The sequence below is a fragment of the Amycolatopsis sp. NBC_01307 genome, from assembly GCF_035975215.1.
In the GTDB taxonomy this organism is placed as follows: domain Bacteria; phylum Actinomycetota; class Actinomycetes; order Mycobacteriales; family Pseudonocardiaceae; genus Amycolatopsis.
Genome location: NZ_CP108403.1, coordinates 9,362,121 through 9,387,216, shown reverse-complemented (window position 1 = coordinate 9,387,216; position 25,096 = coordinate 9,362,121). Strand labels below are relative to the sequence as shown.

Sequence of the window (25,096 nt, the reverse complement as noted above, 5' to 3'; positions counted from 1 at the left end):
TCACCGCGGGCACGCCGGTAAACGGGAAGGGCCCCCGCCGGAAACCGGCGGGGGCCCTTCTCGTGGATCAGCTTCGTCAGCGGAAGTCGCGGCCGAAGTCGTAGTCGTCCAGCGGGACCGCGGCACCGGTGCCCGTACCGAACACGTCCGGGGTGTAGTAGCCGTCGTCGTAGGACGGGATCGCGTACGCGGCGACCCGGGCCTCTTCCGTCGGCTGCACCTGGATGTTGCGGTACTTGTTGATGCCCGTACCGGCCGGGATCAGCTTACCGATGATCACGTTCTCCTTGAGGCCCACGAGCCGGTCCGAGCGGCCGTTGATGGCCGCGTCGGTCAGGACGCGCGTGGTCTCCTGGAACGACGCCGCCGACAGCCACGAGTCCGTGGTGAGCGACGCCTTCGTGATCCCCATCAGCACCGGACGGCCCGAAGCCGGCTCGCCGCCTTCGGAGACCGTCGAGCGGTTGCGTGCCTCGAACTTGGTCCGCTCGGGCAGCTCGCCCGGCAGGAAGTCCGTGCCACCCGAGTCGATGACCGTCACCCGGCGCAGCATCTGCCGGACGATGACCTCGATGTGCTTGTCGTGGATCGACACACCCTGGGCCCGGTACACCTTCTGGACCTCGTCGGTGAGGTGCATCTGCGCCTCACGCGGGCCCATCACGCGCAGGACCTCGTGCGGGTCCGGGGTGCCCTCGAGCAGCTGCTGCCCGACGTTGACGTGGTCACCGTCGCCCAGCGGGCCGTTCGGGGTGTTGGCGAGCCGCTGACGCTTGGACAGCTTGTCGAAGACGATCTCTTCGCCGCCGTCGTCCGGGATCAGCGTGATCTTCCAGAACCGCTCGCTCTCCTCGATGCGCACACGGCCATCGACGTCGGCGATCGGCGCCTTGCCCTTCGGGACCCGGGCCTCGAACAGCTCCTGGACACGGGGCAGACCGGTCGTGATGTCGTCACCGGCGACACCACCCTGGTGGAACGTACGCATCGTCAGCTGCGTACCCGGCTCACCGATCGACTGGGCCGCGACGATACCCACGGCCTCGCCGACGTCGACGAGCAGACCGGTCGCCATCGAGCGGCCGTAGCAGGTCGCGCAGATGCCGACGGCCGACTCGCAGGTCAGCACCGAGCGGACCTTGACCTTCGAGATGCCGCTGGAGATCAGCTTGTCGATGGCCGGGTCGCCGATGTCGTCCGCGGCGTTCAGCACGACGTTGCCCTTGGCGTCCACCGCGTCCGTCGCGAGGTTCCGCGCGTACACGCTGGTCTCGACGTGCTGGTCACGCAGCACCTTGCCGTCGCCGATGTCCTCGCCGATCGGCATCATGATGCCGCGCGTGGTGCCGCAGTCGACCTCGCGGACGATGACGTCCTGCGAGACGTCCACCAGACGACGGGTCAGGTAACCCGAGTCGGCGGTACGCAGCGCCGTGTCCGCCAGGCCCTTGCGGGCACCGTGCGTCGCGATGAAGTACTCCGCCACCGACAGGCCTTCACGGAAGTTGGCCTTGATCGGACGCGGGATGTACTCACCCTTCGGGTTCGACACCAGGCCACGCATGCCGGCCAGCGACCGGACCTGCGTCATGTTGCCCGCCGCGCCCGACTTCACGATCATGGCGATCGGGTTGTCGTCCGGCAGCGCCGTCTCCATGATCTTGTGGACCTCTTCGGTGGCCTGCGTCCACACCTTGACGAGCTCGTTGTTGCGCTCGGTGTGCGACAGCTGACCACGCTGGTAGCGCTTCTCCACCTGCGAGGCCTTGCCCTCGTACTCGTCGAGGATGGCCTTCTTGCCCACAGGCACCAGGACGTCGGAGATCGCCACGGTGACACCCGACCGGGTCGCCCAGTAGAAACCGGCGTCCTTCAGCCGGTCCAGGGTCTGCGCGACCTGGGTCATCGAGTACCGCTCGGCGAGGTCGTTCACGATCGCGGCCTGCCGCTTCTTCGGCATCGGCTCGTTGATGAACGGGTAGTCCGCCGGCAGCAGCTCGTTGAACAGCACGCGGCCCAGGGTCGTCTCGGCCAGCCAGGTCTTGCCCGGCTCCCAGCCCTTTTCCGCGAGCCGGGCCTCGTCGGCCTTCGCCGGCTGACGGTCCTTGACGCGGATCTTGATCGGGGCGTGCAGGCTCAGCGCCTTGCGGTCGTAGGCCATGATGGCCTCGGCCGGCGAGGAGTACGCGCCGCCCGCGCCGTCGGCCTTCTCGTTGAGCCGGGTCAGGTGGAACAGGCCCGTCACCATGTCCAGTCGCGGCATGGCGAGCGGACGGCCCGACGCCGGCGACAGGATGTTGTTCGCCGACAGCATCAGGATCCGGGCCTCGGCCTGCGCCTCGGCCGACAGCGGCAGGTGCACCGCCATCTGGTCACCGTCGAAGTCCGCGTTGAACGCTTCGCAGACCAGCGGGTGCAGCTGGATGGCCTTGCCCTCGACCAGCTGCGGCTCGAAGGCCTGGATGCCGAGGCGGTGCAGGGTCGGTGCGCGGTTCAGCATCACCGGGTGACCGGTGATGACCTCTTCGAGCACGTCCCACACCTGCGGCCGCGAGCGCTCCACCATCCGCTTGGCGGACTTGATGTTCTGCGCGTGGTTCAGGTCGACCAGCCGCTTCATGACGAACGGCTTGAACAGCTCGAGCGCCATGTCCTTCGGCAGACCGCACTGGTGCAGCTTCAGCTGCGGCCCGACGATGATGACCGAACGGCCCGAGTAGTCGACGCGCTTGCCGAGCAGGTTCTGGCGGAACCGGCCCTGCTTGCCCTTGAGCAGGTCGGACAGCGACTTCAGCGGCCGGTTGCCCGGGCCGGTGACCGGACGGCCGCGGCGGCCGTTGTCGAACAGCGCGTCGACGGCCTCCTGCAGCATCCGCTTCTCGTTGTTGACGATGATCTCGGGCGCGCCGAGGTCGATCAGCCGCTTGAGGCGGTTGTTGCGGTTGATCACGCGGCGGTACAGGTCGTTCAGGTCCGACGTCGCGAACCGGCCACCGTCGAGCTGCACCATCGGGCGCAGGTCCGGCGGGATGACCGGGACGGCGTCGAGCACCATGCCGCGGGGGTCGTTGCCGGTGGCCTGGAAGGCCGCGACGACCTTGAGCCGCTTCAGCGCGCGGAGCTTCTTCTGCCCCTTGCCGTTGCGGATGGTGTCGCGCAGGTTGTCGGCTTCGGCCGCGACGTCGAACTCGGTGGCCAGCTTCTGGATGGCCTCCGCGCCCATGCCGCCGGTGAAGTACTCGCCGTAGCGGTCGACGAGCTCGCGGTAGAGCAGCTCGTCGGCGATCAGCTGACGGGTGTCGAGCTTCGTGAAGGTCGTCCAGACCTCTTCGAGGCGGTCCAGCTCGCGACCGGCGCGGTCACGCAGCTGACGCATCTCGCGCTCGCCGCCTTCCTTGACCTTGCGGCGGACGTCGGACTTGGCGCCCTCCGCCTCCAGCTCGGCCAGGTCGGCTTCCAGCTTCTGGGCGCGGGACTCGATGTCCGCGTCACGCTTGGTCTCGAGGTTCTTGCGCTCGACGCCGATCTCGTTCTCGAGGGTCGGCAGGTCGTTGTGGCGCAGCTCCGTGTTCACGCCGGTGATGACGTAAGCAGCGAAGTAGATGATCTTCTCGAGGTCCTTCGGCGCCAGGTCCAGCAGGTAGCCGAGGCGGGACGGAACGCCCTTGAAGTACCAGATGTGGGTGACCGGAGCGGCCAGCTCGATGTGGCCCATCCGCTCACGGCGCACCTTGGCGCGGGTCACCTCGACGCCGCAGCGCTCACAGATGATGCCCTTGAAGCGGACGCGCTTGTACTTGCCGCAGTAGCACTCCCAGTCCCGGGTCGGGCCGAAGATCTTCTCGCAGAAGAGGCCGTCCTTCTCGGGCTTGAGCGTGCGGTAGTTGATGGTCTCCGGCTTCTTCACCTCACCGAAGGACCACTGGCGGATGTCGTCAGCGGTGGCAAGGCCGATGCGGAGCTCATCGAAGAAATTGACGTCCAGCACGTCTTTGCATCCCCTTGGGGTTGATTCGACTAGAGGGGTTGGCGGGCGAGCTGGGACCCGCGGGAGGCAGGTCCCAGCTCAGCTCGCGATCAGTGCACGACGTCGTCCACCGAGGGCGACTCGTTGCGGGACAGGTTGATGCCGAGGTTCGCCGCCGCGCGCTCGAGGTCCTCGTCGTCGGAGTCGCGCATCTCGATGGCCGCACCGTCGCTGGAGAGCACCTCGACGTTCAGGCACAGCGACTGGAGCTCCTTGAGGAGCACCTTGAACGACTCCGGGATACCCGGCTCGGGGATGTTCTCCCCCTTGACGATGGCCTCGTACACCTTGACGCGGCCGACCACGTCGTCCGACTTGATCGTCAGCAGCTCCTGCAGCGTGTAGGCAGCGCCGTACGCCTGCATCGCCCAGCACTCCATCTCACCGAAGCGCTGGCCACCGAACTGCGCCTTACCACCCAGCGGCTGCTGCGTGATCATCGAGTACGGACCGGTGGAGCGGGCGTGGATCTTGTCGTCGACCAGGTGGTGCAGCTTCAGGATGTACATGTAGCCGACGGCGACCGGGTACGGGTACGGCTCGCCGGAGCGGCCGTCGAGCAGCGTGGCCTTGCCGTTCTCCTTGACCATGCGCTCGCCGTCGCGGTTCGGCTTGGTCGCCCCGAGCAGCCCGGTGAGCTCCTCTTCCTTCGCGCCGTCGAACACCGGGGTCGCGGTGTTCGTGCCGGGCGCGACGTCGTAGAGCTCCTCGTTGAGGTTCTTCGCCCAGTCGGGGTTGCCCTTGATCTCCCAGCCCTGCGAGGCCAGCCAGCCCAGGTGCAGCTCGAGGATCTGGCCGATGTTCATCCGTCGCGGCACACCGTGCGTGTTCAGGATGATGTCGACGGGCGTGCCGTCCTCCATGAACGGCATGTCCTCGGCCGGCAGGATCTTGCCGATGACGCCCTTGTTGCCGTGGCGCCCGGCGAGCTTGTCGCCCGGCTGGATCTTGCGCTTCTGGGCCACGTAGACGCGGACCAGCTCGTTGACGCCCGGGGGCAGCTCGTCGTCGTCCTCGCGCGAGAACACGCGGATGCCGATGACCTTGCCGGTCTCGCCGTGCGGCACCTTCAGCGAGGTGTCGCGGACTTCGCGGGCCTTCTCGCCGAAGATCGCGCGGAGCAGACGCTCTTCCGGCGTCAGCTCGGTCTCGCCCTTGGGCGTGACCTTGCCGACGAGGATGTCGCCGTCGCGGACCTCGGCACCGATCCGGATGATGCCGCGCTCGTCGAGGTCCGCGAGGACCTCTTCGGAGACGTTCGGGATGTCCCGGGTGATCTCCTCGGCGCCCAGCTTGGTGTCGCGGGCGTCGATCTCGTGCTCCTCGATGTGGATCGACGTGAGCACGTCGTCCTGCACCAGGCGCTCCGAGAGGATGATCGCGTCCTCGTAGTTGTGGCCCTCCCACGGCATGACCGCGACGAGCAGGTTCTTGCCGAGCGCCATCTCACCGTTTTCGGTGGACGGGCCGTCGGCGATGACCTGACCCTGCTCGACCCGGTCGCCCTCGTTGACGATCGGGCGGTGGTTGAAGCAGGTGCCGTGGTTCGAGCGGCGGAACTTGTACAGTCCGTAGCTCTTCCGCGTGCCGTCGTCGTGCATGATCGTGATCAGGTCCGCCGAGAGCTCCTCGATGACACCCGACTGCTCGGCGACGAGCACGTCACCGGCGTCGACCGCGGCACGCAGCTCCACCCCGGTGCCGACGTACGGCGCCTGGTTGCGGAGCAGCGGCACGGCCTGGCGCTGCATGTTCGCACCCATCAGGGCGCGGTTCGCGTCGTCGTGCTCGAGGAACGGGATCATCGCCGTCGCGACCGAGACCATCTGCCGCGGCGAGACGTCCATGTAGTCGATGTCGAGCGGGTCGATCAGCTCGACCTCGCCGCCCTTGCGGCGGGCCATGACCCGGTCTTCGACGTAGGTGCCGTCGTCGGTGATCGGTGCGTTGGCCTGCGCCTTGACGTACCGGTCCTCCTCGTCCGCGGTCAGGTAGTCGACCTGGTCGGTGACCCGGCCCTCGACGACCTTGCGGTACGGCGTCTCGATGAAGCCGAACGGGTTGACCCGCGCGTAGGAGCAGAGCGAGCCGATCAGGCCGATGTTCGGGCCTTCCGGCGTCTCGATCGGGCACATCCGGCCGTAGTGCGACGGGTGGACGTCCCGGACCTCCATGCCGGCGCGCTCACGGGACAGACCACCCGGGCCGAGGGCCGACAGACGACGCTTGTGCGTCAGGCCCGACAGCGGGTTGTTCTGGTCCATGAACTGCGACAGCTGCGAGGTGCCGAAGAACTCCTTGATCGCCGCGCCGATCGGGCGGATGTTGATCAGGGTCTGCGGGGTGATCGCCTCGACGTCCTGCGTGGTCATGCGCTCACGCACGACTCGCTCGGTGCGCGACAGGCCGACCCGGATCTGGTTCTGGATCAGCTCGCCGACGGTGCGCAGGCGACGGTTGCCGAAGTGGTCGATGTCGTCGGTCTCGACCGGGATCTCGGTGCCGTTGTCGGCGTCCATCCGGTCCTCGCCGGCGTGCAGCCGGACCAGGTACTCGATGGTGGTGACGATGTCCTCTTCGGTCAGCGTCCCCGTGTCGTACGGCGTCGACAGGCCGAGCTTCTTGTTGACCTTGTACCGGCCGACCTTGGCCAGGTCGTAGCGCTTCGCCTTGAAGAACAGGTTCTCCAGCAGGGTCTGCGCGCTCTCCTTCGTGGGCGGCTCGCCCGGGCGCAGCTTGCGGTAGATGTCGAGCAGGGCCTCGTCGGTGCCGGCCGTGTGGTCCTTCTCGAGGGTCGCCAGCAGCGTCTCCGAGAAGGAGAAGCGCTCGCGGATCGCCTCGGTGGTCCAGCCGAGCGCCTTCAGCAGCACGGTGACCGGCTGGCGGCGCTTGCGGTCGATCCGGACGCCGACGGTGTCGCGCTTGTCGACGTCGAACTCGAGCCACGCGCCGCGGCTCGGGATCACGCGGACGCTGAAGACGTCCTTGTCGGTCGTCTTGTCGACGTCCTTCGAGTAGTAGACGCCCGGCGAGCGGACCAGCTGGGACACGACGACACGCTCGGTGCCGTTGATGATGAAGGTGCCCTTGTCGGTCATCACCGGGAAGTCGCCCAGGAAGACCGTCTGGCTCTTGATCTCGCCCGTGTTGTTGTTGACGAACTCCGCCGTGACGAACAGCGGGGCCGCGTACGTCATGTCCTTGTCCTTGCACTCCTCGATCGAGGCCTTGACCTCGTCGAAGCGCGGAGCGGAGAAGGACAGGGACATCGAGCCGGAGAAGTCCTCGATCGGGGAGATCTCGTTGAGGACCTCTTCGAGGCCGCCGACCGGGTTTTCTTCACCTTCTTCGACACGGCGTTCGAACCACGCTTCGTCCCCGGTGAACCACTGGAACGACTGGATCTGGACGTCGAGCAGGTTGGGGGTGTTGAGCGGTTCGCGAATCTTTGCGAAGGAAACCCGCTTGGGCGCGCCGGGGATTCCCGTGGACTCCGAGCGAGATTCAGCCGAGGTGGTCGCAGCAGTGGCCTGGTTCGCGGGAGAGACTGCCAAGATGCGTCCTTCCGGGGACATGAGCGGTGACGGCCGCCATAGCAACAGCTATGAGCGACTGTCAAGGGTGCCGTGTGCCCACTATCCTAACTACCGGCTCCGGGCAGCCTGAAAGAGGGCAGCGCAAAGAGGCAGTCTAGCCCGAACGGCGCGGTCTGTCCAGGGGGCGCTCCCGATGGGGCCCAGCCTGCTTCGCGACGTCTTCAGGTATGCCTCCAGGCGACCCGGTTGTCCCTCCCGCAAGGGCTGCCGGTTTCGCCGTCGGGAGTAAGCGTGAACCCACCGGGCGCGAGAGTCAAGATGCCACACGGGGGTCCCGCCGGTTGGCGCAGCGTGGAAGTAGGTCTGCGGAGCGTGAGCGGCCGAATATCCTCCCAGCTACCGGCCAGTAGCGCCACCACTGTCCGCTGGACCTGCGGGTTTGCCGAGTTCTTGTGCCGTGCGGCCGGCGTTCCGGACCACTTCGGACGGCCCCGGGTTCCGCCATCGGTGGCGTGTCGCGGCGGTTTGCGTGAGCGGTTGACGCCCCGCGGGGGCGACGTCACACCCACACCAGGAGTCCCGCGCGCCCCGGCCCGTCCGGGCTCTTCCCGGGGCTTCCCGGCGCCTCCGCGGGGCTCGGTGGTCCGGTCGGCCGCCGTCGTCGGCGACGGGGGTGCTGGAGGTCGCCGAGAGCCGCCGAGACGGGTCCGGTGGGGCGAGCGGAGTGACTCGGGCGGGTCACAGCTCGCCCACCGGTCCTCCGGGGCCGTCGACCGGTCGTGCCGGGGCGCTCGGACCCGGCCGGTGAGCCGGACCCGCGTCGGCTCGTTGGGGCGCCGAGTGCCGTCAGCCGGGCGCGTCGGGGCGCTCAGGTGCGGCCGGTGAGGCCGACCCACTCCGGCAGCGGCTCGCACGCCTCGAGCCACTGGTCCGGGATCGGCGTGCCGTCCGCGGCCAGGACGCCGCCCACGATGGCCGACACCGTGTCGACGTCCTCGGCCACCTGGGCCGCCGTCCAGAGGGCGTCGGTGAAGTTGTCGCCGAAGCGGGCCGCGATCCACAGGGCCAGCGGGACCGTGTCGTGCGCGGCCGTCTCGCGGCCCGTGCCCAGCTTGGCGGCCGCCTCGCGGGCGTCGGAGAACTTCAGGGCCCACGTCAGCCCGTCGCGCACCCGGCCGGGCGGGACCAGCGGGATCACCTCGTCCAGCAGGTCCGCGCCGGCCAGTCCGGGCGACGCGGCCCGCAGCGCGGCCGCCGCCGCGACGGCCACCGCGCCCGCGACGCCTTCGAAGTGCGAGTGCGTGACCACCGCGGACAGCTCGGCCTGGCGCAGCGCCTGCGGCAGCTGGTCGCAGAACCACGCGCCCAGCGGGGCCACGCGCATCGCGCCGCCGTTGCCCCAGGAGCCGCGGCCGTCGCGCTCGGCGACCTCCGGCCACGGCTGCCCGGCCTTGATCCGGGTCAGGCGCCACTCCGCGCCGGGGCCGTAGCCGCGGCCGGGGTCGAAGTGCTCGGCGAACGAGGCGGCGAGGGCGTCCTGGTCGAGGTGGCCGTGCCGCGCCAGGACGGCGACGATCGAACACGCCATCTCGGTGTCGTCGGTCCAGGTCCACGGCGCGGCCGGCAGCCGCCGGCCGGCGACGTCCGGGTGGTCGCCGGGCAGGAGTATCTGCGCACCGAAGGCGTCACCGACCGCTAGGCCGACGAGGCTGGCGTGCGCCTGCTCGAATCCCATCGGCCCACCGTAGCGGCGGGACTACCGCCCGCTGCGCACCGCCGGCGCCCCGGGATCGACGAGCGGCAGCGCCCGTCGCCCGGCGGCTTTTACTTGGTCGGAGACGGCGAAGCCGGGGCCGACGATGACGGAACCGCGGTCGCGGCCGGCACCTTGGGCGCGTTGTACGTGTCCATGTCCGTGATCTTCCACTTGTCGCCCTGGAGCTGGGCGTTCAGGTGGAGCTGGGCGGTGCCGGCGGTCGTCTTCTTGGTGTCCGTGCGGGTCGAGGTCTGGTCGACGAAGACCATCACCTTCGCCAGGTCGTCGTTGAGCATGATCACCGCGGCCCGGGTGACCTTGCACGTGACGATCATCTTCTGGGCCGGCGCGAGCCGCTTCACCTCGCCCATGAGCGAGTTGTACTTGTTGCGGACGTCGTCGTTGGCGAGCAGGTCGTTCGCCGCGTCCTCGGTCTTCTTGATGTTGTTGAAGTCGTAGGAGAACAGGGACTCGGCCGCCTTCGAGACGGCGTCCTTCACCTGCGCGGTCTTCGCGACGTCCAGCAGCGCGGTGTTGCTGGTCGCGTTCGAGACCTGGACCTCTTCCATCTTGAAGAAGAACGCCAGCCCGCCCAGGACCAGCGCGACGAGCACCAGCGCGCCGGCCACGAGGTACGGCCGCTGCGCGCGGGACGTCGCGAGCCCCGCCGGCTTGTCGGCGGACTCCTCGGGAACCTCGTCGACCTCGGTCGGCTTCGCGATCCCGGTGTCGCGCTTCTTCCGCCGCGGCGCCGGGCGGACCGGCTCGGCCTCGACGTCGGCGTCCGGGTCTGCAGGAGCTGCCGGCTCACCCGTGAGCGCGTCGACCTTCGGGTCCTCGTCGGTGCCGATCGCGGCGAACACGGCGGTGTCCTCGGCGGGCGCCGTGGCGAAGCCACCAGCCGTTTCGAACGGCTCCTCGGCCGGCGGCTTCGCCACGGGCCGGGGCACCGGCCGCGGTGCCGGGCGCGGCCGCGGCTTGCGCGTCTCGGCCGGCGGCGAAGCGGACTCGGGCACGGCGGGGAGCTGGCCGGTCCGCTCGGCGGGCGACTCGTCCGTCGAGGGCTTGCGCAGCCCGGCCACGCGGGGCCGGCGCACCGGCGGGGTGCTGCGGGGCGGCTGGCGGCGGGAGGGGGGCACTACAGCTCCTTCTGGGTGACGCTCTACTGGCCGGCCGCGACGAGGGGGACGCTGTCGATGCCGGACAGCTTCCAGTCGTCGCCCACGCGGGTCATCGACACTTCGAGGCGCAGCGGCTTCGCGCTGCTCTTGTCCCCCTGCGTGACGGTCGTGGCGATCGCGGCGAGGAAGCTGGCCTTGCCTTCGTGGTCGTCGAGCTCCTCGACGGCGATGTCCTGGACGTCGGTGGTGACCTTGGTCTTGGCGTCCGAGAGAGCCTTGCGGAACGTCGGCGCCGACTGGTCGATCTGCTGCGACATCGTGGCGTCCGAGACGGACTTCTGCCGGGCGAAGAAACCGTCCAGGTCCTGGTAGTCGACCTCGGTGTAGGCCTTCAGCGCGTTGGTGCCCGCCTTGACAACGGCTTCGCGCGAGGCGGCCAGCCCGGCGTTGGAGTCGGACGCGGCCGCCCACCACTGGATCCCGAAGAGCGCGGCGGCGATCAGCGCGGCCAGGGCCAGCGCCGCGGCCCCGAGCACCAGGATCCGCGAGGAGGACTCGTTCGGCGACGACGCCGCCGAAGACGCCCCGGCTTCCTCTTCGGGCTCCGCCACCGCGACGGCGGCCCGCTCGTCCGAACTCATAACACTCCAGGGTAGGTAACGGTCATCAAGTCCGCGTCAGGCGAGCCCGAGCAGCGAACCCAGGCTGTTGAGGCTGACGCCGGGGCTGCCGATGATGCCGGGCACGCCCCGCGTGTTCCGCTCCTCGGCCAGCTCGTCGGCCGGCCGGTTCGCGTTCGCCGCGACGTCGCTGTTGCTCGGCGCCACCGGCACCCCGTTGTACGGGGCGTTCTGCGCGCCGCGCACGTTGATCGGGCTGCCCTTCGGTTCGGCACAGTACGCGTCTTCCTTCGCCGGCTTCGCCGAAAGGTCGGCCCCCGTCCGGTACTGCTGGTACGGGATGTAGCCCTTGGTGCAGGCCGGCGGGTTGAAGAGGTTGAGCACCAGCCCGAGGTGCGCGGTGCCGTCACCCGGCGCCACGCTGCTGGCCGCGCCGGCCAGCGCCGGGTACGTCACCAGGCCCTGTTCGATGCCGTCCAGCCGGGTCACGGTCAGGTTGGCCGTGGTGAGCAGGTTCGCCGTCAGCGCGCCCAGGCCCGGGCCGGACTCGGCCAGCACCTGGCTGATCTGCGACGCCACCTGCGGCGTGATGCCGATGAGCTTGCGCAGGTCGCCGTCGGAGTTCTTCAACGTGCCGGTGAGCTCGTTGAGGCTCTTGCTGAACGACGCGAAGTTCTGCGCCTCGTCGTTCTGCGTGTCGAGCACCTGGCCGCCGGCGTCGAGCAGCTGGATCGTCTGCGGCAGGTACTGCTGCGCCGTCGTGGTGAAGCTGCGCGCGGTGTCGAGCAGCTTCTGCAGGTCGCCGCCGGTGCCCTGGAAGGCGTCGTAGGACTCGTCGACGACGGTGCGCAGCGAGTCGACCGGGACCGACGCCGCGAGCGAGTCGAGGTCGCCGATCAGCCGGTCGGTGCTGACCGGGGTGGTCGTCTTGTTCGCCGGGATGACCGAGCCCGCCGCGAGGTACGGGCCCTTGTCGCCCTTGGGCCGCAGGTCGACGTACTGCTCACCGACGGCCGAGCGGTTGGCGACGACGGCGTCGAGGTCCGCGGGGACCTGCGGCGCCGACGGGTCGATGTCGAGGTCCGCCTCCAGGCCGGTCTGGGTGAGCCGCAGCTCCCCCACCCGGCCGACGTTGAAGCCGCGGTAGGTGACCTCGGCGTTGGTGAAGATGCCGCCCGACTCGTTGAGCTCGAGCTTCACCGTGTAACCGCTGTTGCCGAACACCGTGCCGAGCCCGGCGAACCGGATCAGCGCGTACACGATGGCGGCGATCGAGATGATCGCGAACGCGACCAGCTGGAACCTCGTCCTGCGCACCAGCATCAGCCGTTACCTCCCGACAGGAGACCGAAGAGCCCGGACAGGCCGGACGACTTCCCGGGTTGACCCGTCTGACCGCTGTCACCGGGGATCGGCAGCGGCGGCGGCTGGTTGGCGGGCGTGCCCTCGACGCCACCGGTCAGGCCCGGGAGCGGGAGCTGCCCGTTCAGGATGTTCTGCCGGCTGTTGCCCAGGTTGCTGACGATGTTCTGCAGGTTCAGGTCGACCTTGGCGTACAGGTTGAAGTAGTCGCCCTTGACGCCGTTGACGGCCTGGTCGCTGAACGGGAACGTCAGCAGGATCTGCAGTGCCTTCGGCAGGTCGTTGCCCGCCTCGCCGAGCTTCTGCAGCGTCGGCGTCAGCGCCTTCAGGTCGGCGACGAGGTCCTTCTGCGACGCGTTCACCGTCTCGGTGGCCACGCCGGAGAGGTTGTTCAGCGCGTTGAGCATCGTGACGAGCTGGCCGCGCTGCGACTCGAGCACGCCGAGGCCGGGCCCGAGGTTGTCGACCGCGCCGACCAGCTTGTCCTTCTGGTCGTTGAGCGTCGAGGAGAGCCGGTTGAGCCCGTCGAGGGCGCGGGTGATGTTCTTCGACTGGTTGTCCAGGTTGGTGACCAGCAGGTTCGCGTTGTCCAGCAGCGCCTTGATGTCCGGCTCGCGGCCCGACGTCGCGTTGTTGAGCTCCTTGGTGATGGTGTTGAGCTGGTCGACACCACCGCCGTTGAGCAGCAGGGACAGCGCGCCGAGCAGCTCTTCGACCTCGACGCTGCGGTTCGTCCTGGCCAGCGGGATCGTCGCGTTGTCGGCGAGCTTGCCCTGGGCCTGGTCGTCACCGGGCGAAGCCAGCTCGACGTACTTCTCGCCGAGCAGGCTGGACTGCTTCACGTTGGCCAGCGCGTTGGCCGGCAGCTTGACGTCGCCGTTGACCTTGAGGGTCACCAGCGCGTGCCAGCCGTCCTTGGTGAGGCCGACGTTCTCGACCTGCCCGACCGGCACCTCGTTGACCTTCACGCCCGCCTTCGGCGTCAGGTCGAGGACGTCCCGGAACTCGACGTTCACCGTGTACGGGTGGTCGCCGAGGTCGGCGCCGCCGGGCAGCGGCAGGTCGTAGATGCCCTTGAACGAGCAGCCGGTGAGCACCAGCGCGGACGCCGTCACCAGCGCTCCGACGGTCAGCAGCTTCCTCACTGGCCACCTCCGAAGAGCTGCCCGGCGATGGGCAGCGGCAATGGCGGCAGCTGACCGGACTGCAGGGCCTGCAGGGTCTGCGCCAGGGACGGCAGCGGGATCACCTTGTCGACCACGCCGGCGATGTTCTCGCAGGCGTTGCCGAGCACGTCCGGGATGCTGTTGGTGCCGACCTGCTTGAGCAGCCGGCAGATCATCACCAGCGGTGGCTGGGTCAGCTCGTTGAGGTTCGGCCGGGCGTCGAGCGTGCCGGCCGCGCCGTTGTAGGTGTTGACCAGGTTGCTCAGGCCGACCGGCGCGACGTCGAGGATCTCGGCGAGCGAGCTGCGCTGGTCGACGAGCACGTTGGTGATGCCGGCCAGCTTGTCCACATTGGACTTGAGCCGGTCGTGGTTCTGGTCGATGAACGCCTGTACCGAGGTGAGCGTGGTGCCCAGCTGCTGCACGGTCGCGGCCAGGTTGTCCTTTTCGGACGCCAGGTAGCCGCTGACGTCGGCGAGCTGGCCCTCGAAGGTGCGGACCTGGCTGTCGGAGTCGGCCAGCGACTGCGAGAACTTGCCGAGGTTCTCGACCGTGGAGAACAGGTCGTCCTTGTTGCCGGCCAGCGTGCCGGCCGCCTGGCCGAGCTTGGTGATCGTGTCGTGCAGGGCCTGGCCGTTGCCGTCGACGTTGGCCGCCGCGGTGTTCAGCAGGTTCGACAGCGACCCCTGCTTGTTGACGCCGTTGGGGCCGAGGGTCTCGCTGACCTTGGCGAGGCTGGCGGCGAGCTGGTCGACCTCGAGGGGCACCTCGGTGCGGTCGAGGCCGATGACGGCGCCGTCGGAGATCCGCGGGCCGCCGGTGTAGGCCGGGGCCAGCTGGACGTAGCGGTCCGAGACCAGCGACGGCGCCACGATCAGCGCCTTGGCGTCGGCCGGGACGGCGACCGAGCGGTCGTACTCGAAGTCGACCTTCACCTGGTTGCCCATGGGCTGGATCTTGGTGACCGTGCCCATGTCGACGCCGAGCATCCGCACGCTGTTGCCCTCGTACAGGCCGACGGTGCCGGCGAAGTACGCGGTCAGGTGGTTGCGGCCGGCGTCCTTGAGCGTCCACCAGATCCCGCCGGCGACGACGAGCGCGAGGACGATCGCGATGGTGAAGCCCCGGGTCAGGGACTGGCCGAAGCGGGTGTCACTCATTTCGTGTAGCACCCCTCTTCGTTGAGCGGACCGAACGACGGCAGGACCAGGCCGCAGATGTAGTTGTCGAACCAGCGGCCGTTGCCGATGGTGTTGGTGAAGACGCGGATGAACGGCGCGAACTTCGCGATGCCCTGGCCCAGCGCGTCCTGGTTGCGCTGCAGCATCGACGTCAGCTGGTCGAGCTGGGTGAGCACCGGGTCCAGCTGCTTGCCGTTGTCGTCGATCAGGCCCTGCAGCTGCGTCGCCAGCTCGCGGGAGCCGTTGAGCAGCGACGTGATCGCGTCCTCGCGCTTGGCCAGCTCGCCGAGCAGCGCGTTGCCGTCGGTGAGCAGCTTCTGCACCTCGGCGTCGCGGTCGACGAGCGTCTGCGACACCTCGCGGGTGTTGGCCAGCAGGTTCGACAGCTGGCTGTCGCGCGAGGCGATCGTGTCGGACAGCTTCGACAGCCCCGACAGCGCGCCCTTCACGTCCTGCGGCGTGTTGGCGAAGGTCCCCGAGATGGTGTCGAAGCTCTGCGCCAGCTGCTTGGTGTCGATGTCGTCGACGGTCTGCGAGAGGCCGCGGAACGCGTCGAGGACGTCGTAGGGGGCCATCGTGCGGTCCCGCGGGATGGCCGCGCCCGGGTTGAGCGCGCCCTCGCCCTGCGGGTCCAGCGACAGGTACTTCTGCCCGAGCAGCGTCTTGATCTTGATCGCGGCGCTCGTCCGGTCGCCCAGCCAGGCGTCCTTGACCTTGAACGACACCTTCACCGACGCGCCGTCGAGCGCGATGTCGCTGATCTTGCCGACCTTGACGCCGGCGATCCGGACGTCGTTGTCGGTCTGCAGCCCGGACGCCTCGCTGAACTCGGCGGTGTAGGTCGTGCCGCCGCCGATCACCGGCAGGTCCTCGGAGTTCAGCGCGGCGATGAACGCCAGCGCGAGGACGGCGATGCCGACCAGCGCGATCGGGACGGGGTTGCGCTTCTGGAAGGACTTCATCCCGTGCACCTCTCCCGGTTGAGGGGCACCAGCGGGATCGCGACGTTGTTGATCAGTGGCGGCAAGCTGACGCTCCCGGAGAACTCGCAGGCGTAGAAGTTGAACCAGGAGCCGTAGTCCGCGGTGCGGGTCAGCGTGCTGACCTTCTCCGGCAGGAACTGGATGAAGTGCTCCAGCTCCGGCTCGTTCTTGTTGAGCTTGTCGGTCAGCGTGCCCAGCGCGCTGATGTCGTTCTTCAGCGGTTCGCGGGCCTCGCCGAGCAGGCCGGACGTCGTCTGGGCCAGGTTGCCGAGGCTCTCGATCGCGTCGCCGATCGGCTTGCGGTCCGCGGCCAGCCCGGACACCAGCTGCTGCAGCTTCACGATCAGGTCGTTGAGCTGCGGGGTGTGCGCGTTGACCGTGTCGAGCACCGAGTTGAGGTTGTCGATGACCTGGCCGATGACCTGGTCCTTGTCGGCGATCGTGGTGGCCAGCGACGCGGTGTGCGACAGCAGGCTCTCCACGGTGCCGCCCTCGCCCTGCAGGACCTGGATGACCTCGTAGGACAGCTTGTTGACGTCGTCCGGGTTGAGCGCGGTGAACAGCGGCTTGAAGCCGTTGAACAGCTCGGTCAGGTCCAGCGCCGGCTGGGTCCGGTCCAGCGGGATGGTGCCGCCGGGGCCGAGCGTCTTGCCGGAGGTGTCGGCCCCCTCGCCGAGCGAGACGTAGCGCTGGCCGACCAGGTTGCGGAACTTGATCTGCGCGGTCACCCCGGCCGGCAGCTGCCGGCCGGCGTCGACCTCGAACTCGACCTCGGCCTGGCGCTTGTCGACGATCTTGACGTCCTTGACCTGCCCGACCCGGACGCCGGCGATGCGGACGTCGTCGTTGGGCAGCAGGAGCGTCGCGTCGGTGAAGCGCGCCTTGTAGGCGTTGGTGCTGGTCGTGTTGATGTTGGCGATGCTGATCCCGAGGATCGTCGTGAACAGCACGGTGACGACCACGAAGACGCCGAGCTTGATCAGCGGTGCGAGCAGTCCCCTCACTTGACCGTCACCTCCGCGCCCCGGTACAGCGGGCCGACGAGCAGCGCGCTCCAGCTGGGGACGTCCGCGGCGTTCATGCCGAGCTGCGGGCCGAGCAGGTCGGCCAGGAAGCCCTGCTCCGCCGTGGAGTAGGCCAGGTCGCCACCGGAACCGTTGCTGCCGGTCGCGTCGGCCTTGAAGTTGGCCGGGTTGAGGCCCTCACCGACGGTCTTCGGCGCGGTCTGGTGGATCGTGCCGTCCTTGAAGGCGCCGTCCGGCGGCTCCGAGGGGAACGGGTTCGGCAGCTTGTCCGAGTCGTAGCACCGCGGGCCGCGCTTGTCGTCGAACCGCGGCTCTTCCTTGCCCGCTTCGTACGGCGCGCGCGGCACGACGACCTCGATCGTCGCGTGCAGGCCGGGCTGGTCGGTGCCCTTGCCCAGCGCCTGGTCGATCAGCGGGACGTTCTTGGCCATCTGGGAGATCACGCAGGGGTACTCCGGCGCGTACTTCGCCAGCAGCTCGGCCGTCGGCCGGGCGGTGGAGGCGAGGGAGATGATGTTGTCCTTGTTGTTCTGCAGGAACGTCTGCAGGTCCACGGAAGCCTGGGTCAGGGTGCCGTAGAGGTTCGACAGGTTCTGCTGCTGGTCGACCACGGTGCGGGTCGTCGTGCTCAGGTTGTCGAGGCTCTGCACCAGGTCCGGCGCCGAGTCCTTGAGGTGGTCGGAGAACTCCGCGAGCGCCTTGAGGTTGTGCTGCAGCTCCGGCTCGTGCGGGTTCAGCTCGCCGATGTAGCTGCCCAGCTGGGTGAGCGTGTCACCGAGCTGGTCGCCGCGGCCGGACAGCGCGGTCGAGATCGCGGTGAGCGTCGCCGACAGCTTCTGCGGCTGGACCGCCTGCAGCACCGGCAGCAGGTGCGAGAACGCCTGCTCCAGCTCGACCGCGCTCGACGTCCGGTCCTGCGGGATCACGTCGCCGTTGGCGAGCGTCTTCGCCGACGGCTTGGCGGGGATCTCCAGCGAGACGAAGCGCTCACCGAAGAGCGTCTTCGGCAGGAACCGCGCCGAGACGTTCTCCGGGATCAGCTTCGCCGACTCCGGGTTCAGCGCGAGCGTCAGCTCGGCGCCGTCGGCAGTGGCCGAGATGTCCTTGACCGAGCCGACGATCAGGCCGCGGACCTTGACGTCGGACTGCTGGATCAGCTGGTTGCCGATCTTGTCGGCCCGCAGCTTCACCATGACGAATGAGGTGAAGGCCTTGTCGTAGAGCGCGATGGAGAGCGCCACGCCGCCGACCATCACGGCGACCAGCAGCAGGCCCAGCAGCCTGCGTCGCAACGTGGTCATCCCGCGATCCTTACCGTGACGTCGGTTCCCCAGATGGCGAAACCGATGAAGAAGTTCATGATCGAGACCGTGACGATCGAGAGCCGGACCGCCTTGCCCACCGCCACGCCGACACCGGCCGGGCCACCGGTGGCCCGGTACCCGAAGTAGCAGTGCGACAGGATGATCAGGACGCTGAAGAGCAGCACCTTGATGAACGAATAGAGCACGTCCTGCGGTGGCAGGAACAGGTCGAAGTAGTGGTCGTAGGTACCGGCCGACTGGTTGTAGATGTAGATCACGACCAGTCTCGACGCGAGGTACGAGCTCAGCAGGCCGATGATGTAGAGCGGGATGACCGCGACGAACCCGGCGATGATCCGGGTCGTCACCAGGTACGGCAGGCTCGGCACGCCCATCACCTCGAGCGCGTCGATCTCCTCGGAGATCCGCATCGCGCCGAGCTGCGCGGTGAACCCGGCGCCGACCGTCGCGCTCAGGGCGAGGCCGGCGACCAGCGGCGCGATCTCGCGGGTGTTGAAGAACGCCGTCAGGAAGCCGGTGAAGGCCGACGTCCCGATCGAGTTCAGCGCCGAGTAGCCCTGGAGGCCGACGAGGACACCGGTGAACAGCGTCAGGCCGACCATCACGCCGACCGTGCCGCCGATGACCGCCAACGAGCCGGAACCGAAGCTCACCTCGGCCAGCAGCCGGAGGACTTCCTTGGTGTAGCGGCGCAGGGTCCGCGGCGTCCACAGCAGCGCGCGGCCGTAGAACGACATCTGGTCACCGAGGGTGTCCAGCGTCTGGAGAGGTCGGTTGGCGACGCGTTTCGCGCCCTGGAGGAACGTCATGGCGCTAGTCCAGCTTTCCGGGCACGATCTGCAGGTAGATCAGGGTGATCACGAAGTTCACGACGAACAGCATGAGGAACGTGATGACCACCGACTGGTTCACCGCGTCCCCGACGCCCTTGGGGCCTCCGGTGGGGTTGAGACCCCGGTAGGACGCGACGACGGCGGCGATGAACCCGAAGATCAGCGCCTTCAGTTCACCGACCCACAGGTCGGGCAGCTGGGCCAGGGCGGAGAAGCTCGCCAGGTACGCACCCGGCGTCCCGCCCTGCAGCACGACGTTGAAGAAGTAGCCGCCCAGCACGCCGATGACGCTGACCATGCCGTTGAGCAGCAGCGCGACGAGCATCATCGCGAGGGTGCGCGGGACGATCAGCCGCTGCACGGCGGAGACGCCCAGCACCTCCATCGCGGCGATCTCTTCGCGGATGGTCCGGGCGCCGATGTCGGCGCAGACGGCCGAGCCGCCCGCGCCCGCCACCAGCAGCGCGGTGACCAGCGGGCTGGCCTGCTGCACGGTGGCGAGCACGGAGCCCGCGCCGGTGTAGGACTGCGCGCCCAGCTGGCGGGCGAGCGAACCGAACTGCAGCGAGATGACCGCGCCGAAGGGGATGGCCACGAGAGCCGTCGGCAGGATCGTCACGCTCGCGATGAACCAGGCCTGCTGGATGAACTCCCGCAGCTGGAACGGGCGCTGGAAGATGCCACGAACGATGTCGAGGCCGAGAGCGAACAGGTTCCCGGTTTCGCGGAGGATGCCGATCCCGGGGATCTTCGCCTGTGAAGCGGGAGAGCTCACCTGCCACCTGGCCCGTTGTTCGGCGGCGGGGGCATCCGGTGCGAGCCACCGGGTCTCGGCTGCTGGCCGCCGGGAATCCGGGCGACCTGGTCGGCGGGCAGCTGGCCGTGGTGCTGGTTCGGGACGCCGTCACCCTGGCGCGCGCCGGCCGGGACCTGCTGCTGTTGCTGCTGGGCCTGCGCCACCTGCCGCGGGCTGACGCCGTAGTGGCGCTGCTCCTCGGGGCTCAGCGAGGCGATGATGCTCTGCTGCGCGGCGTCCGGCAGCCGGTGCATGATCTCCATGACCCGGTCCTTGCGGCGGACCGCGCCCATCCGGGTCGGCACCCCCGGCGTCGTCTGCATCTGCGGCGGCACGCCGGTGACGTCCTCGACGCCGCCCGCGTGGTGCCCGGCGTCGAACATCGCCTGCTCGGCGGCCATCTGCGCGGAGTCCTTCTCCTCGGACATGCCGATCGGACCCTGCATCTTGCCGTTGAGGAACTGCTTGACGACCGGCTCTTCGCTGGTCAGCAGCACCTCGCGCGGGCCGAACATGACCAGTTCCTTGCGGAAGAGCATGCCCAGGTTGTCCGGCACGGTCCGGGCCAGGTTGATGTTGTGCGTGACGATCAGGAACGTCGCGTCGATCTGCGCGTTGACGTCGAGGAACAGCTGCGAGATGTAGGTGGTGCGGACCGGGTCGAGGCCGGAGTCCGGCTCGTCGACCAGGATGATCTCGGGGTCCAGCACGAGCGCGCGGGCCAGGCCGGCGCGCTTGCGCATCCCGCCGGAGATCTCGCCCGGCAGCTTCTTGTCGGCGCCGGCGAGACCGGTCATCTCGAGCTTCTCGCGGACGATCTGCCGGATCTCGGTCTCGGACTTCTTCGTGTGCTCCCGCAGCGGGAACGCGACGTTGTCGTAGAGGTTCATCGAGCCGAACAGCGCGCCGTCCTGGAAGAGGACGCCGAAGAGCTTCCGGATCTCGTAGAGCTTGTGCTCGGAGCAGGTGACGATGTCCACCCCGTTGATCACGCAGCGGCCGCGATCCGGCTTGAGCAGCCCGATCATCGACTTGAGGAACACCGACTTACCGGTTCCCGACGGGCCGAGCATCGCCGACACCTCGCCCGGAGGCAGCGTCAACGTGACGTCCCGCCAGATGGCCTGCTTACCGAAGGACTTCGTCAGACCTTCGATGACCACCTCGGCACCCATCGCACCTCCAGGAGCTGTTCCGCGTCATTGCGCCCGCTGCCACACCCATGCCACCCCACGTCGGCGGCGGATGTGGGCCTCCGGGCCCCGAGAACCCGCGTCAACCAGGTGCAACGAGCTGAGTGCGAACAGGTTACTCACGAGTTTTCTTTTCTGGCCAGCCCCGACGGCATCGTCACCCCGCCGTGATCGGCAACTAGCGGCAACTTAGTCGACGGAATGCGTGGTCGCAGGGCAACCAAGCCCCGAACCCACGATTTAGGGACCCCGGGGCCGACCGGACACCGCTCCTAGGGGATCGCACAGCGAAGGGGCGGGCACCCGGTGGGTGCCCGCCCCTTCACGAGGTGGTGCGTAGGCGCTTACGCGCCCGAGATCACTTGATGGAGATCTTGGCGCCCGCAGCCTCGAGCTTCTCCTTGGCGGCCTCGGCGGCCTCCTTGTCGACCTTCTCCAGGAGGGCCTTGGGAGCGGCCTCGACCAGCTCCTTGGCCTCCTTCAGGCCCAGACCCGAGACGACCTCACGGACGACCTTGATGACCTGGATCTTCTTGTCGCCCGCGCCCTCGAGGACGACGTCGAACTCGTCCTGCTCCTCGACCGGGGCGGCAGCGGCGGCGACCGGCGCGGCGGCAGCGGCCGGAGCGGCGGCGGTGACGTCGAAGGTCTCCTCGAACTCCTTCACGAACTCGGACAGCTCGAGGAGGGTGAGCTCCTTGAAGGCGTCGATCAGCTCGGCGGTGCTCAGCTTCGCCATGATGGCTTCCTCTCAGAAAAACGAACTAAGAAAACGTTCGGGATGGGGGGTGGATCAGCTCTCGGCGGGTGCTTCGGCTGCTTCGGTACCGGTGGCGTTGCGCTGCTTCTCCTCCAGCGCGGCAGCCAGGCGGGCGACCTGGGACGCCGGCGCCTGGAACAGCGCGGCGGCCTGGGACAGCTTCGCCTTGAACGCGCCCGCCGCCTTGGCGAGCAGGACCTCACGGCTGTCGAGATCGGCGATCTTGTTGATCTCGTCCACGGACAGCGCTTTGCCGTCCATGTAGCCGCCCTTGATCACAAGCGCGTTGTTGTCCTTCGCGAAGTCGCGAAGCGCCTTGGCGGCGTCGACCGCTTCACCCTCGACGAAGGCGATGGCGGTCGCGCCGACGAACAGGTCTTCGAGCCCCGTGACGCCGGCGTCCTCGGCGGCCCGCTTGACGAGGGTGTTCTTCGCGACCCGGTACTTGGCACTGGTGCCGAGAGCGCGGCGCAGCTGAGACAGCTGGGACACGGAGAGGCCGGTGTACTGGGTAACGACGGTGGCCGAGCTGCTGCGGAAGCTCTCCGCGATCTCGGCGACGGCCGCCACCTTGTCGGGCTTCGCCATGGTCGCCTCCTCTCTTGGCTAGTGTTTCCACTGGCCCGAAGAGCCCCCGAAACGACAAAACGCCCTCGCGCAACAGGCGCGGGGCGTTGATGGGCACACGAGTGTGTCCGGCCTCGTTCCTCCTGCGCGGGCCGCCCGGCGATGCGGGGCCTTCGTTCCTCGTGTCCGTGGGGGCACTCGGATAACCAGCGGTCTTCGGTAGAACTGTCGGTAACTATAGCTGGTGGGTTTGACGGGCTTCGTTCGCCCCTCCGCTGACCTGCGTTTAGGGCGGCTGGGGGTTCCTTCGCGTGCTCCGGAGGGCATCATGGTCACGTGGCGGAGCAGCGTGATGACGGAAAGCCGGGCGCGGAAGTCGAACCGGCGGGCTCGAACACGCCCGCTACGCCGCCTTCTCCACCCTCGCCGCTTTCTCCGCCGCCGGTCGATCCGGCGGAGCTGGAGCAGTTCCGCCAGTTCCAGCAGTTCCAGGACTACCTGAGGTTCACCCAGACCCAGCAGGGCAACCAACCGGCGCCACAACCTGGAGCGGGTCAGGTCCAGCAGTATTCGGGCGGTCAGCCACCGCTCCCGCCGGGCCCGTCGCACGAACTCGTCCCGGCGGAGCGCCGCCGACGTCCCGCACCGAAGTGGCTGACGTGGCTGGGCAAGAAGATCATCGCGTGGGTGCTGGCGTTCGTGGTGCTGGTGGTGGCGGGAACGTGGCTGTACAACCACTACTTTCCCAGCGACAAAGGCGAGGACACGCAGACCTTCGTGCAGCACGGAGGGGGCAAGTACCACACCAACCAGAGCCTGCCCACCGACCCGTTCCAAGCGGTACGCGGGATCTACGACGCGATCGGCAAGCCGGATTCACCGGAGAGCAAGGTCGACCACGTCTGTCTCCTGATGAGCAACGAGGCCCAGCTGCAGTTCGGCCGCGACCTCGGTTACCCGGACTGCGCTTCGGCCGTACCGGCCTTGAGCGGCAAGGTCACGGACATGAACTCCTACATCTACGCCGTGCGACCCATCTCCAGCATGCTGATCCAAAGCCCGATGACCATTCACTCGTGCTGGTACAGCGTGCAGGGCGGACCGCTTCTGGGAAGCTTCACGCTCACCAAGGTGGAGCTGGGGCAGTGGCTGATCACCGGTCATTCCAACGACCCGGGCACGTGCCCCGCTCCCCCGACGGGGAATCGCTAGCGCGGGTGCGGGGCCGACAGGAACGACATCAAGGCCTCCGAGAACGCCGGGGCCATGACCGCCGTCATGTGGTCGCCCGGGATTCGGACCAAGCGCGCTCCGGCGATCGCCGCCGCCAGGCGTTCGGGTTCTGCTGCCAAGACGTCCTGGTCGCCCGCCAGGACCAGCGTCGGGACGCCGATGGCCGACAGGTCCACCACTCCCTCGCGCGACGCCAGTGCCACCGCCGCCAGGGCCTGGCGGTCGCCGCCGACGGCGTCGGCCAAGAGGCGGAAGGGGACTCCGGATGGTGGGACCGTGGTCGGGTCCTCCGCCAGCAGAGCCGAGGCGATGTCGGCCGGCTTGACGACGCGTAGGTCCACCCCGCCGAAGTCGACGATGCCTGAGCCCACGCCGCCCGTCGCGAGGCGGCGGATGCGCTTGTCCGCCGCCGTTGCTGCCAGGGCGATGATCGCGCCCATCGAGTAGCCGACCATCGAGACCTCGTCGAGGGCCAGCTCGTCCAGCAACGCTGAGACGTCGCGGGCCATCGTCGTCTCGGTGTAGCGGGACTCGTCGTGCGGTTTCTCCGAGCGGCCGTGGCCGCGGGCGTCCAGGGAGATGACTGTGAGGCCGGCCCTGCGCAGGGCGGCGACGACGCCGGTGGAGATCCAGTTCGCGTTCGTGTCGGCGGCGAAACCGTGCTGCAGCAGCACCGGGCGGGCGGCGCCTTCGCCCTCCCACACGGTGTAGTTCAGCTGGAGCCCGTCGAACGACGCGAAAGTCGGCATGACGTCCATGAGACACGAAGAAAGGGCGCCCCCGCAGCAAGCGGGAGCGCCCTTTCCGGTGATGTCCGACTCAGACGTTCGCGTCCTCGGAGAGGAGGTTGCGGGTCCGCAGCGGGTCGACCGGGATGCCCGGGCCCATCGTCGTGGCGAAGGTGACCTTCTTCAGGTAACGACCCTTCGCGGACGACGGCTTGGCGCGGAGGATCTCGTCCAGCGCCGCCGCGTAGTTCTCGACCAGCTTCTCGGTGTCGAAAGAAGCCTTGCCGATCACCAGGTGCAGGTTGGCCTGCTTGTCGACGCGGAAGTTGATCTTTCCGCCCTTGATGTCCTGGACCGCCTTGGTGACCGCGGGGGTCACGGTGCCGGTCTTCGGGTTCGGCATCAGGCCACGCGGGCCGAGGATGCGGGCGATGCGGCCCACCTTGGCCATCTGGTCCGGCGTCGCGATCGCGGCGTCGAAGTCGAGCCAGCCACCCTGGATGCGCTCGATCAGCTCGTCGGTGCCGACCGCGTCGGCGCCGGCGGCTTCGGCCTCGGCGGCCTTGTCGCCGACCGCGAAGACGATGACGCGGGCGGTCTTACCGGTGCCGTGCGGCAGGTTCACGGTGCCGCGGACCATCTGGTCGGCCTTGCGCGGGTCCACACCGAGACGCATCGCGACCTCGACGGTCGCGTCCATCTTGGTCTTGGAGGTTTCCTTCGCCAGCTTCGCGGCGTCGAGGGGCGCGTACAGCCGCGCCTTGTCGATCAGCTCCGCAGCCTGGCGGTAAGCCTTGCTGTGCTTGGTCATGCTTCTGTCCTTAACTTCTCAAAACGGATCAGTGTGGTGACGAGCCGCACTGGGCTCTCCCACTGGAGCAGCG

19 protein-coding genes are annotated in these 25,096 nt (G+C 68.5%); 1 reads left to right on the top strand and 18 read right to left on the bottom strand.

What is annotated here, in order from left to right; genetic code table 11:
* Nucleotides 1-76: 76 nt before the first annotated feature.
* The 16 genes from OG439_RS42050 to rplJ all read right to left on the bottom strand — a co-directional run bounded on the left by OG439_RS42050 (nucleotide 77) and on the right by rplJ (nucleotide 22,272).
* Complete coding sequence (locus OG439_RS42050; protein WP_326946007.1) at nucleotides 77-3,988, bottom strand: DNA-directed RNA polymerase subunit beta'; 3,912 nt, start codon at nucleotides 3,986-3,988, stop codon at nucleotides 77-79.
* Between the two features lie 89 nt (nucleotides 3,989-4,077).
* Complete coding sequence (gene rpoB, locus OG439_RS42045; protein WP_247060497.1) at nucleotides 4,078-7,581, bottom strand: DNA-directed RNA polymerase subunit beta; 3,504 nt, start codon at nucleotides 7,579-7,581, stop codon at nucleotides 4,078-4,080.
* Nucleotides 7,582-8,431: 850 nt separating this feature from the next.
* The gene (locus tag OG439_RS42040; protein ID WP_326946006.1) at nucleotides 8,432-9,298 is read right to left on the bottom strand and encodes an ADP-ribosylglycohydrolase family protein; all 867 of its coding nucleotides are present in this window, start codon (nucleotides 9,296-9,298) and stop codon (nucleotides 8,432-8,434) included.
* An 89-nt stretch (nucleotides 9,299-9,387) separates the two neighbouring features.
* Nucleotides 9,388-10,401: a hypothetical protein gene (locus tag OG439_RS42035; RefSeq protein ID WP_326951745.1), complete on the bottom strand. Its 1,014-nt coding sequence runs from the start codon at nucleotides 10,399-10,401 to the stop codon at nucleotides 9,388-9,390.
* Nucleotides 10,402-10,481: 80 nt separating this feature from the next.
* Nucleotides 10,482-11,081: a hypothetical protein gene (locus OG439_RS42030; RefSeq protein ID WP_247060493.1), complete on the bottom strand. Its 600-nt coding sequence runs from the start codon at nucleotides 11,079-11,081 to the stop codon at nucleotides 10,482-10,484.
* Nucleotides 11,082-11,117: 36 nt separating this feature from the next.
* Nucleotides 11,118-12,383, bottom strand: a complete 1,266-nt coding sequence (locus OG439_RS42025) for an MlaD family protein (protein ID WP_326946005.1) — start codon at nucleotides 12,381-12,383, stop codon at nucleotides 11,118-11,120.
* Nucleotides 12,383-13,567, bottom strand: a complete 1,185-nt coding sequence (locus OG439_RS42020) for an MCE family protein (protein WP_326946004.1) — start codon at nucleotides 13,565-13,567, stop codon at nucleotides 12,383-12,385. The genes OG439_RS42025 and OG439_RS42020 overlap by 1 nt, the downstream gene beginning before the upstream one ends.
* Nucleotides 13,564-14,748, bottom strand: a complete 1,185-nt coding sequence (locus tag OG439_RS42015) for an MCE family protein (protein WP_326946003.1) — start codon at nucleotides 14,746-14,748, stop codon at nucleotides 13,564-13,566. The genes OG439_RS42020 and OG439_RS42015 overlap by 4 nt, the downstream gene beginning before the upstream one ends.
* Nucleotides 14,745-15,731 carry an MCE family protein gene (locus tag OG439_RS42010; RefSeq protein ID WP_326946002.1) on the bottom strand — a complete coding sequence of 329 codons (987 nt, stop codon included), beginning with the start codon at nucleotides 15,729-15,731 and terminating at the stop codon, nucleotides 14,745-14,747. Before OG439_RS42010 ends, OG439_RS42015 begins: the two co-directional genes overlap by 4 nt.
* Nucleotides 15,728-16,756, bottom strand: a complete 1,029-nt coding sequence (locus OG439_RS42005) for an MCE family protein (RefSeq protein WP_326946001.1) — start codon at nucleotides 16,754-16,756, stop codon at nucleotides 15,728-15,730. Before OG439_RS42005 ends, OG439_RS42010 begins: the two co-directional genes overlap by 4 nt.
* Complete coding sequence (locus OG439_RS42000) at nucleotides 16,753-18,078, bottom strand: MCE family protein (protein ID WP_326946000.1); 1,326 nt, start codon at nucleotides 18,076-18,078, stop codon at nucleotides 16,753-16,755. Before OG439_RS42000 ends, OG439_RS42005 begins: the two co-directional genes overlap by 4 nt.
* Entirely contained in the window at nucleotides 18,075-18,911 is an 837-nt protein-coding gene (locus tag OG439_RS41995) for an MlaE family ABC transporter permease (protein ID WP_003060266.1), read from the bottom strand. The genes OG439_RS42000 and OG439_RS41995 overlap by 4 nt, the downstream gene beginning before the upstream one ends.
* Before the next feature lie 4 nt (nucleotides 18,912-18,915).
* Nucleotides 18,916-19,710 carry an MlaE family ABC transporter permease gene (locus tag OG439_RS41990; protein WP_247060481.1) on the bottom strand — a complete coding sequence of 265 codons (795 nt, stop codon included), beginning with the start codon at nucleotides 19,708-19,710 and terminating at the stop codon, nucleotides 18,916-18,918.
* On the bottom strand, nucleotides 19,707-20,906 hold the full coding sequence (locus tag OG439_RS41985) for an ABC transporter ATP-binding protein (protein WP_326945999.1): 1,200 nt from the start codon (nucleotides 20,904-20,906) through the stop codon (nucleotides 19,707-19,709). The genes OG439_RS41990 and OG439_RS41985 overlap by 4 nt, the downstream gene beginning before the upstream one ends.
* A 376-nt stretch (nucleotides 20,907-21,282) precedes the next feature.
* The gene (gene rplL, locus OG439_RS41980) at nucleotides 21,283-21,663 is read right to left on the bottom strand and encodes a 50S ribosomal protein L7/L12 (RefSeq protein ID WP_326945998.1); all 381 of its coding nucleotides are present in this window, start codon (nucleotides 21,661-21,663) and stop codon (nucleotides 21,283-21,285) included.
* Nucleotides 21,664-21,717: 54 nt separating this feature from the next.
* Nucleotides 21,718-22,272 (bottom strand): 50S ribosomal protein L10, encoded by a 555-nt coding sequence (rplJ, locus tag OG439_RS41975; protein ID WP_247060478.1) that lies wholly within the window; start codon nucleotides 22,270-22,272, stop codon nucleotides 21,718-21,720.
* A 315-nt stretch (nucleotides 22,273-22,587) separates the two neighbouring features.
* Here rplJ and OG439_RS41970 point away from each other — a divergent pair, with 315 nt between their 5' ends.
* Nucleotides 22,588-23,463 (top strand): hypothetical protein, encoded by an 876-nt coding sequence (locus OG439_RS41970; protein ID WP_326945997.1) that lies wholly within the window; start codon nucleotides 22,588-22,590, stop codon nucleotides 23,461-23,463.
* Here OG439_RS41970 and OG439_RS41965 read toward each other — a convergent pair.
* A complete protein-coding gene (locus OG439_RS41965) occupies nucleotides 23,460-24,233 on the bottom strand; it encodes an alpha/beta fold hydrolase (protein WP_326945996.1) in 774 nt (257 codons plus the stop codon). The two genes, OG439_RS41970 and OG439_RS41965, sit on opposite strands and share 4 nt — an antisense overlap.
* Before the next feature lie 70 nt (nucleotides 24,234-24,303).
* Nucleotides 24,304-25,023: a 50S ribosomal protein L1 gene (rplA, locus tag OG439_RS41960; protein WP_326945995.1), complete on the bottom strand. Its 720-nt coding sequence runs from the start codon at nucleotides 25,021-25,023 to the stop codon at nucleotides 24,304-24,306.
* Nucleotides 25,024-25,096 lie beyond the last annotated feature (73 nt).

What these genes read in the sequence shown, in the direction of transcription:
- OG439_RS42040 (WP_326946006.1), bottom strand. Translation starts at nt 9,298, where the DNA reads ATGGGATTCGAGCAGGCGCACGCCAGCCTCGTCGGCCTAGCGGTCGGT.
- OG439_RS42015 (WP_326946003.1), bottom strand. Translation starts at nt 14,748, where the DNA reads ATGAGTGACACCCGCTTCGGCCAGTCCCTGACCCGGGGCTTCACCATC.
- OG439_RS41985 (WP_326945999.1), bottom strand. Translation starts at nt 20,906, where the DNA reads ATGGGTGCCGAGGTGGTCATCGAAGGTCTGACGAAGTCCTTCGGTAAG.
- OG439_RS42030 (WP_247060493.1), bottom strand. Translation starts at nt 11,081, where the DNA reads ATGAGTTCGGACGAGCGGGCCGCCGTCGCGGTGGCGGAGCCCGAAGAG.
- rplA (WP_326945995.1), bottom strand. Translation starts at nt 25,023, where the DNA reads ATGACCAAGCACAGCAAGGCTTACCGCCAGGCTGCGGAGCTGATCGAC.
- OG439_RS41995 (WP_003060266.1), bottom strand. Translation starts at nt 18,911, where the DNA reads ATGACGTTCCTCCAGGGCGCGAAACGCGTCGCCAACCGACCTCTCCAG.
- OG439_RS42010 (WP_326946002.1), bottom strand. Translation starts at nt 15,731, where the DNA reads ATGAAGTCCTTCCAGAAGCGCAACCCCGTCCCGATCGCGCTGGTCGGC.
- rplL (WP_326945998.1), bottom strand. Translation starts at nt 21,663, where the DNA reads ATGGCGAAGCTGAGCACCGCCGAGCTGATCGACGCCTTCAAGGAGCTC.
- rplJ (WP_247060478.1), bottom strand. Translation starts at nt 22,272, where the DNA reads ATGGCGAAGCCCGACAAGGTGGCGGCCGTCGCCGAGATCGCGGAGAGC.
- OG439_RS42000 (WP_326946000.1), bottom strand. Translation starts at nt 18,078, where the DNA reads ATGACCACGTTGCGACGCAGGCTGCTGGGCCTGCTGCTGGTCGCCGTG.
- OG439_RS42025 (WP_326946005.1), bottom strand. Translation starts at nt 12,383, where the DNA reads ATGCTGGTGCGCAGGACGAGGTTCCAGCTGGTCGCGTTCGCGATCATC.
- OG439_RS41965 (WP_326945996.1), bottom strand. Translation starts at nt 24,233, where the DNA reads ATGCCGACTTTCGCGTCGTTCGACGGGCTCCAGCTGAACTACACCGTG.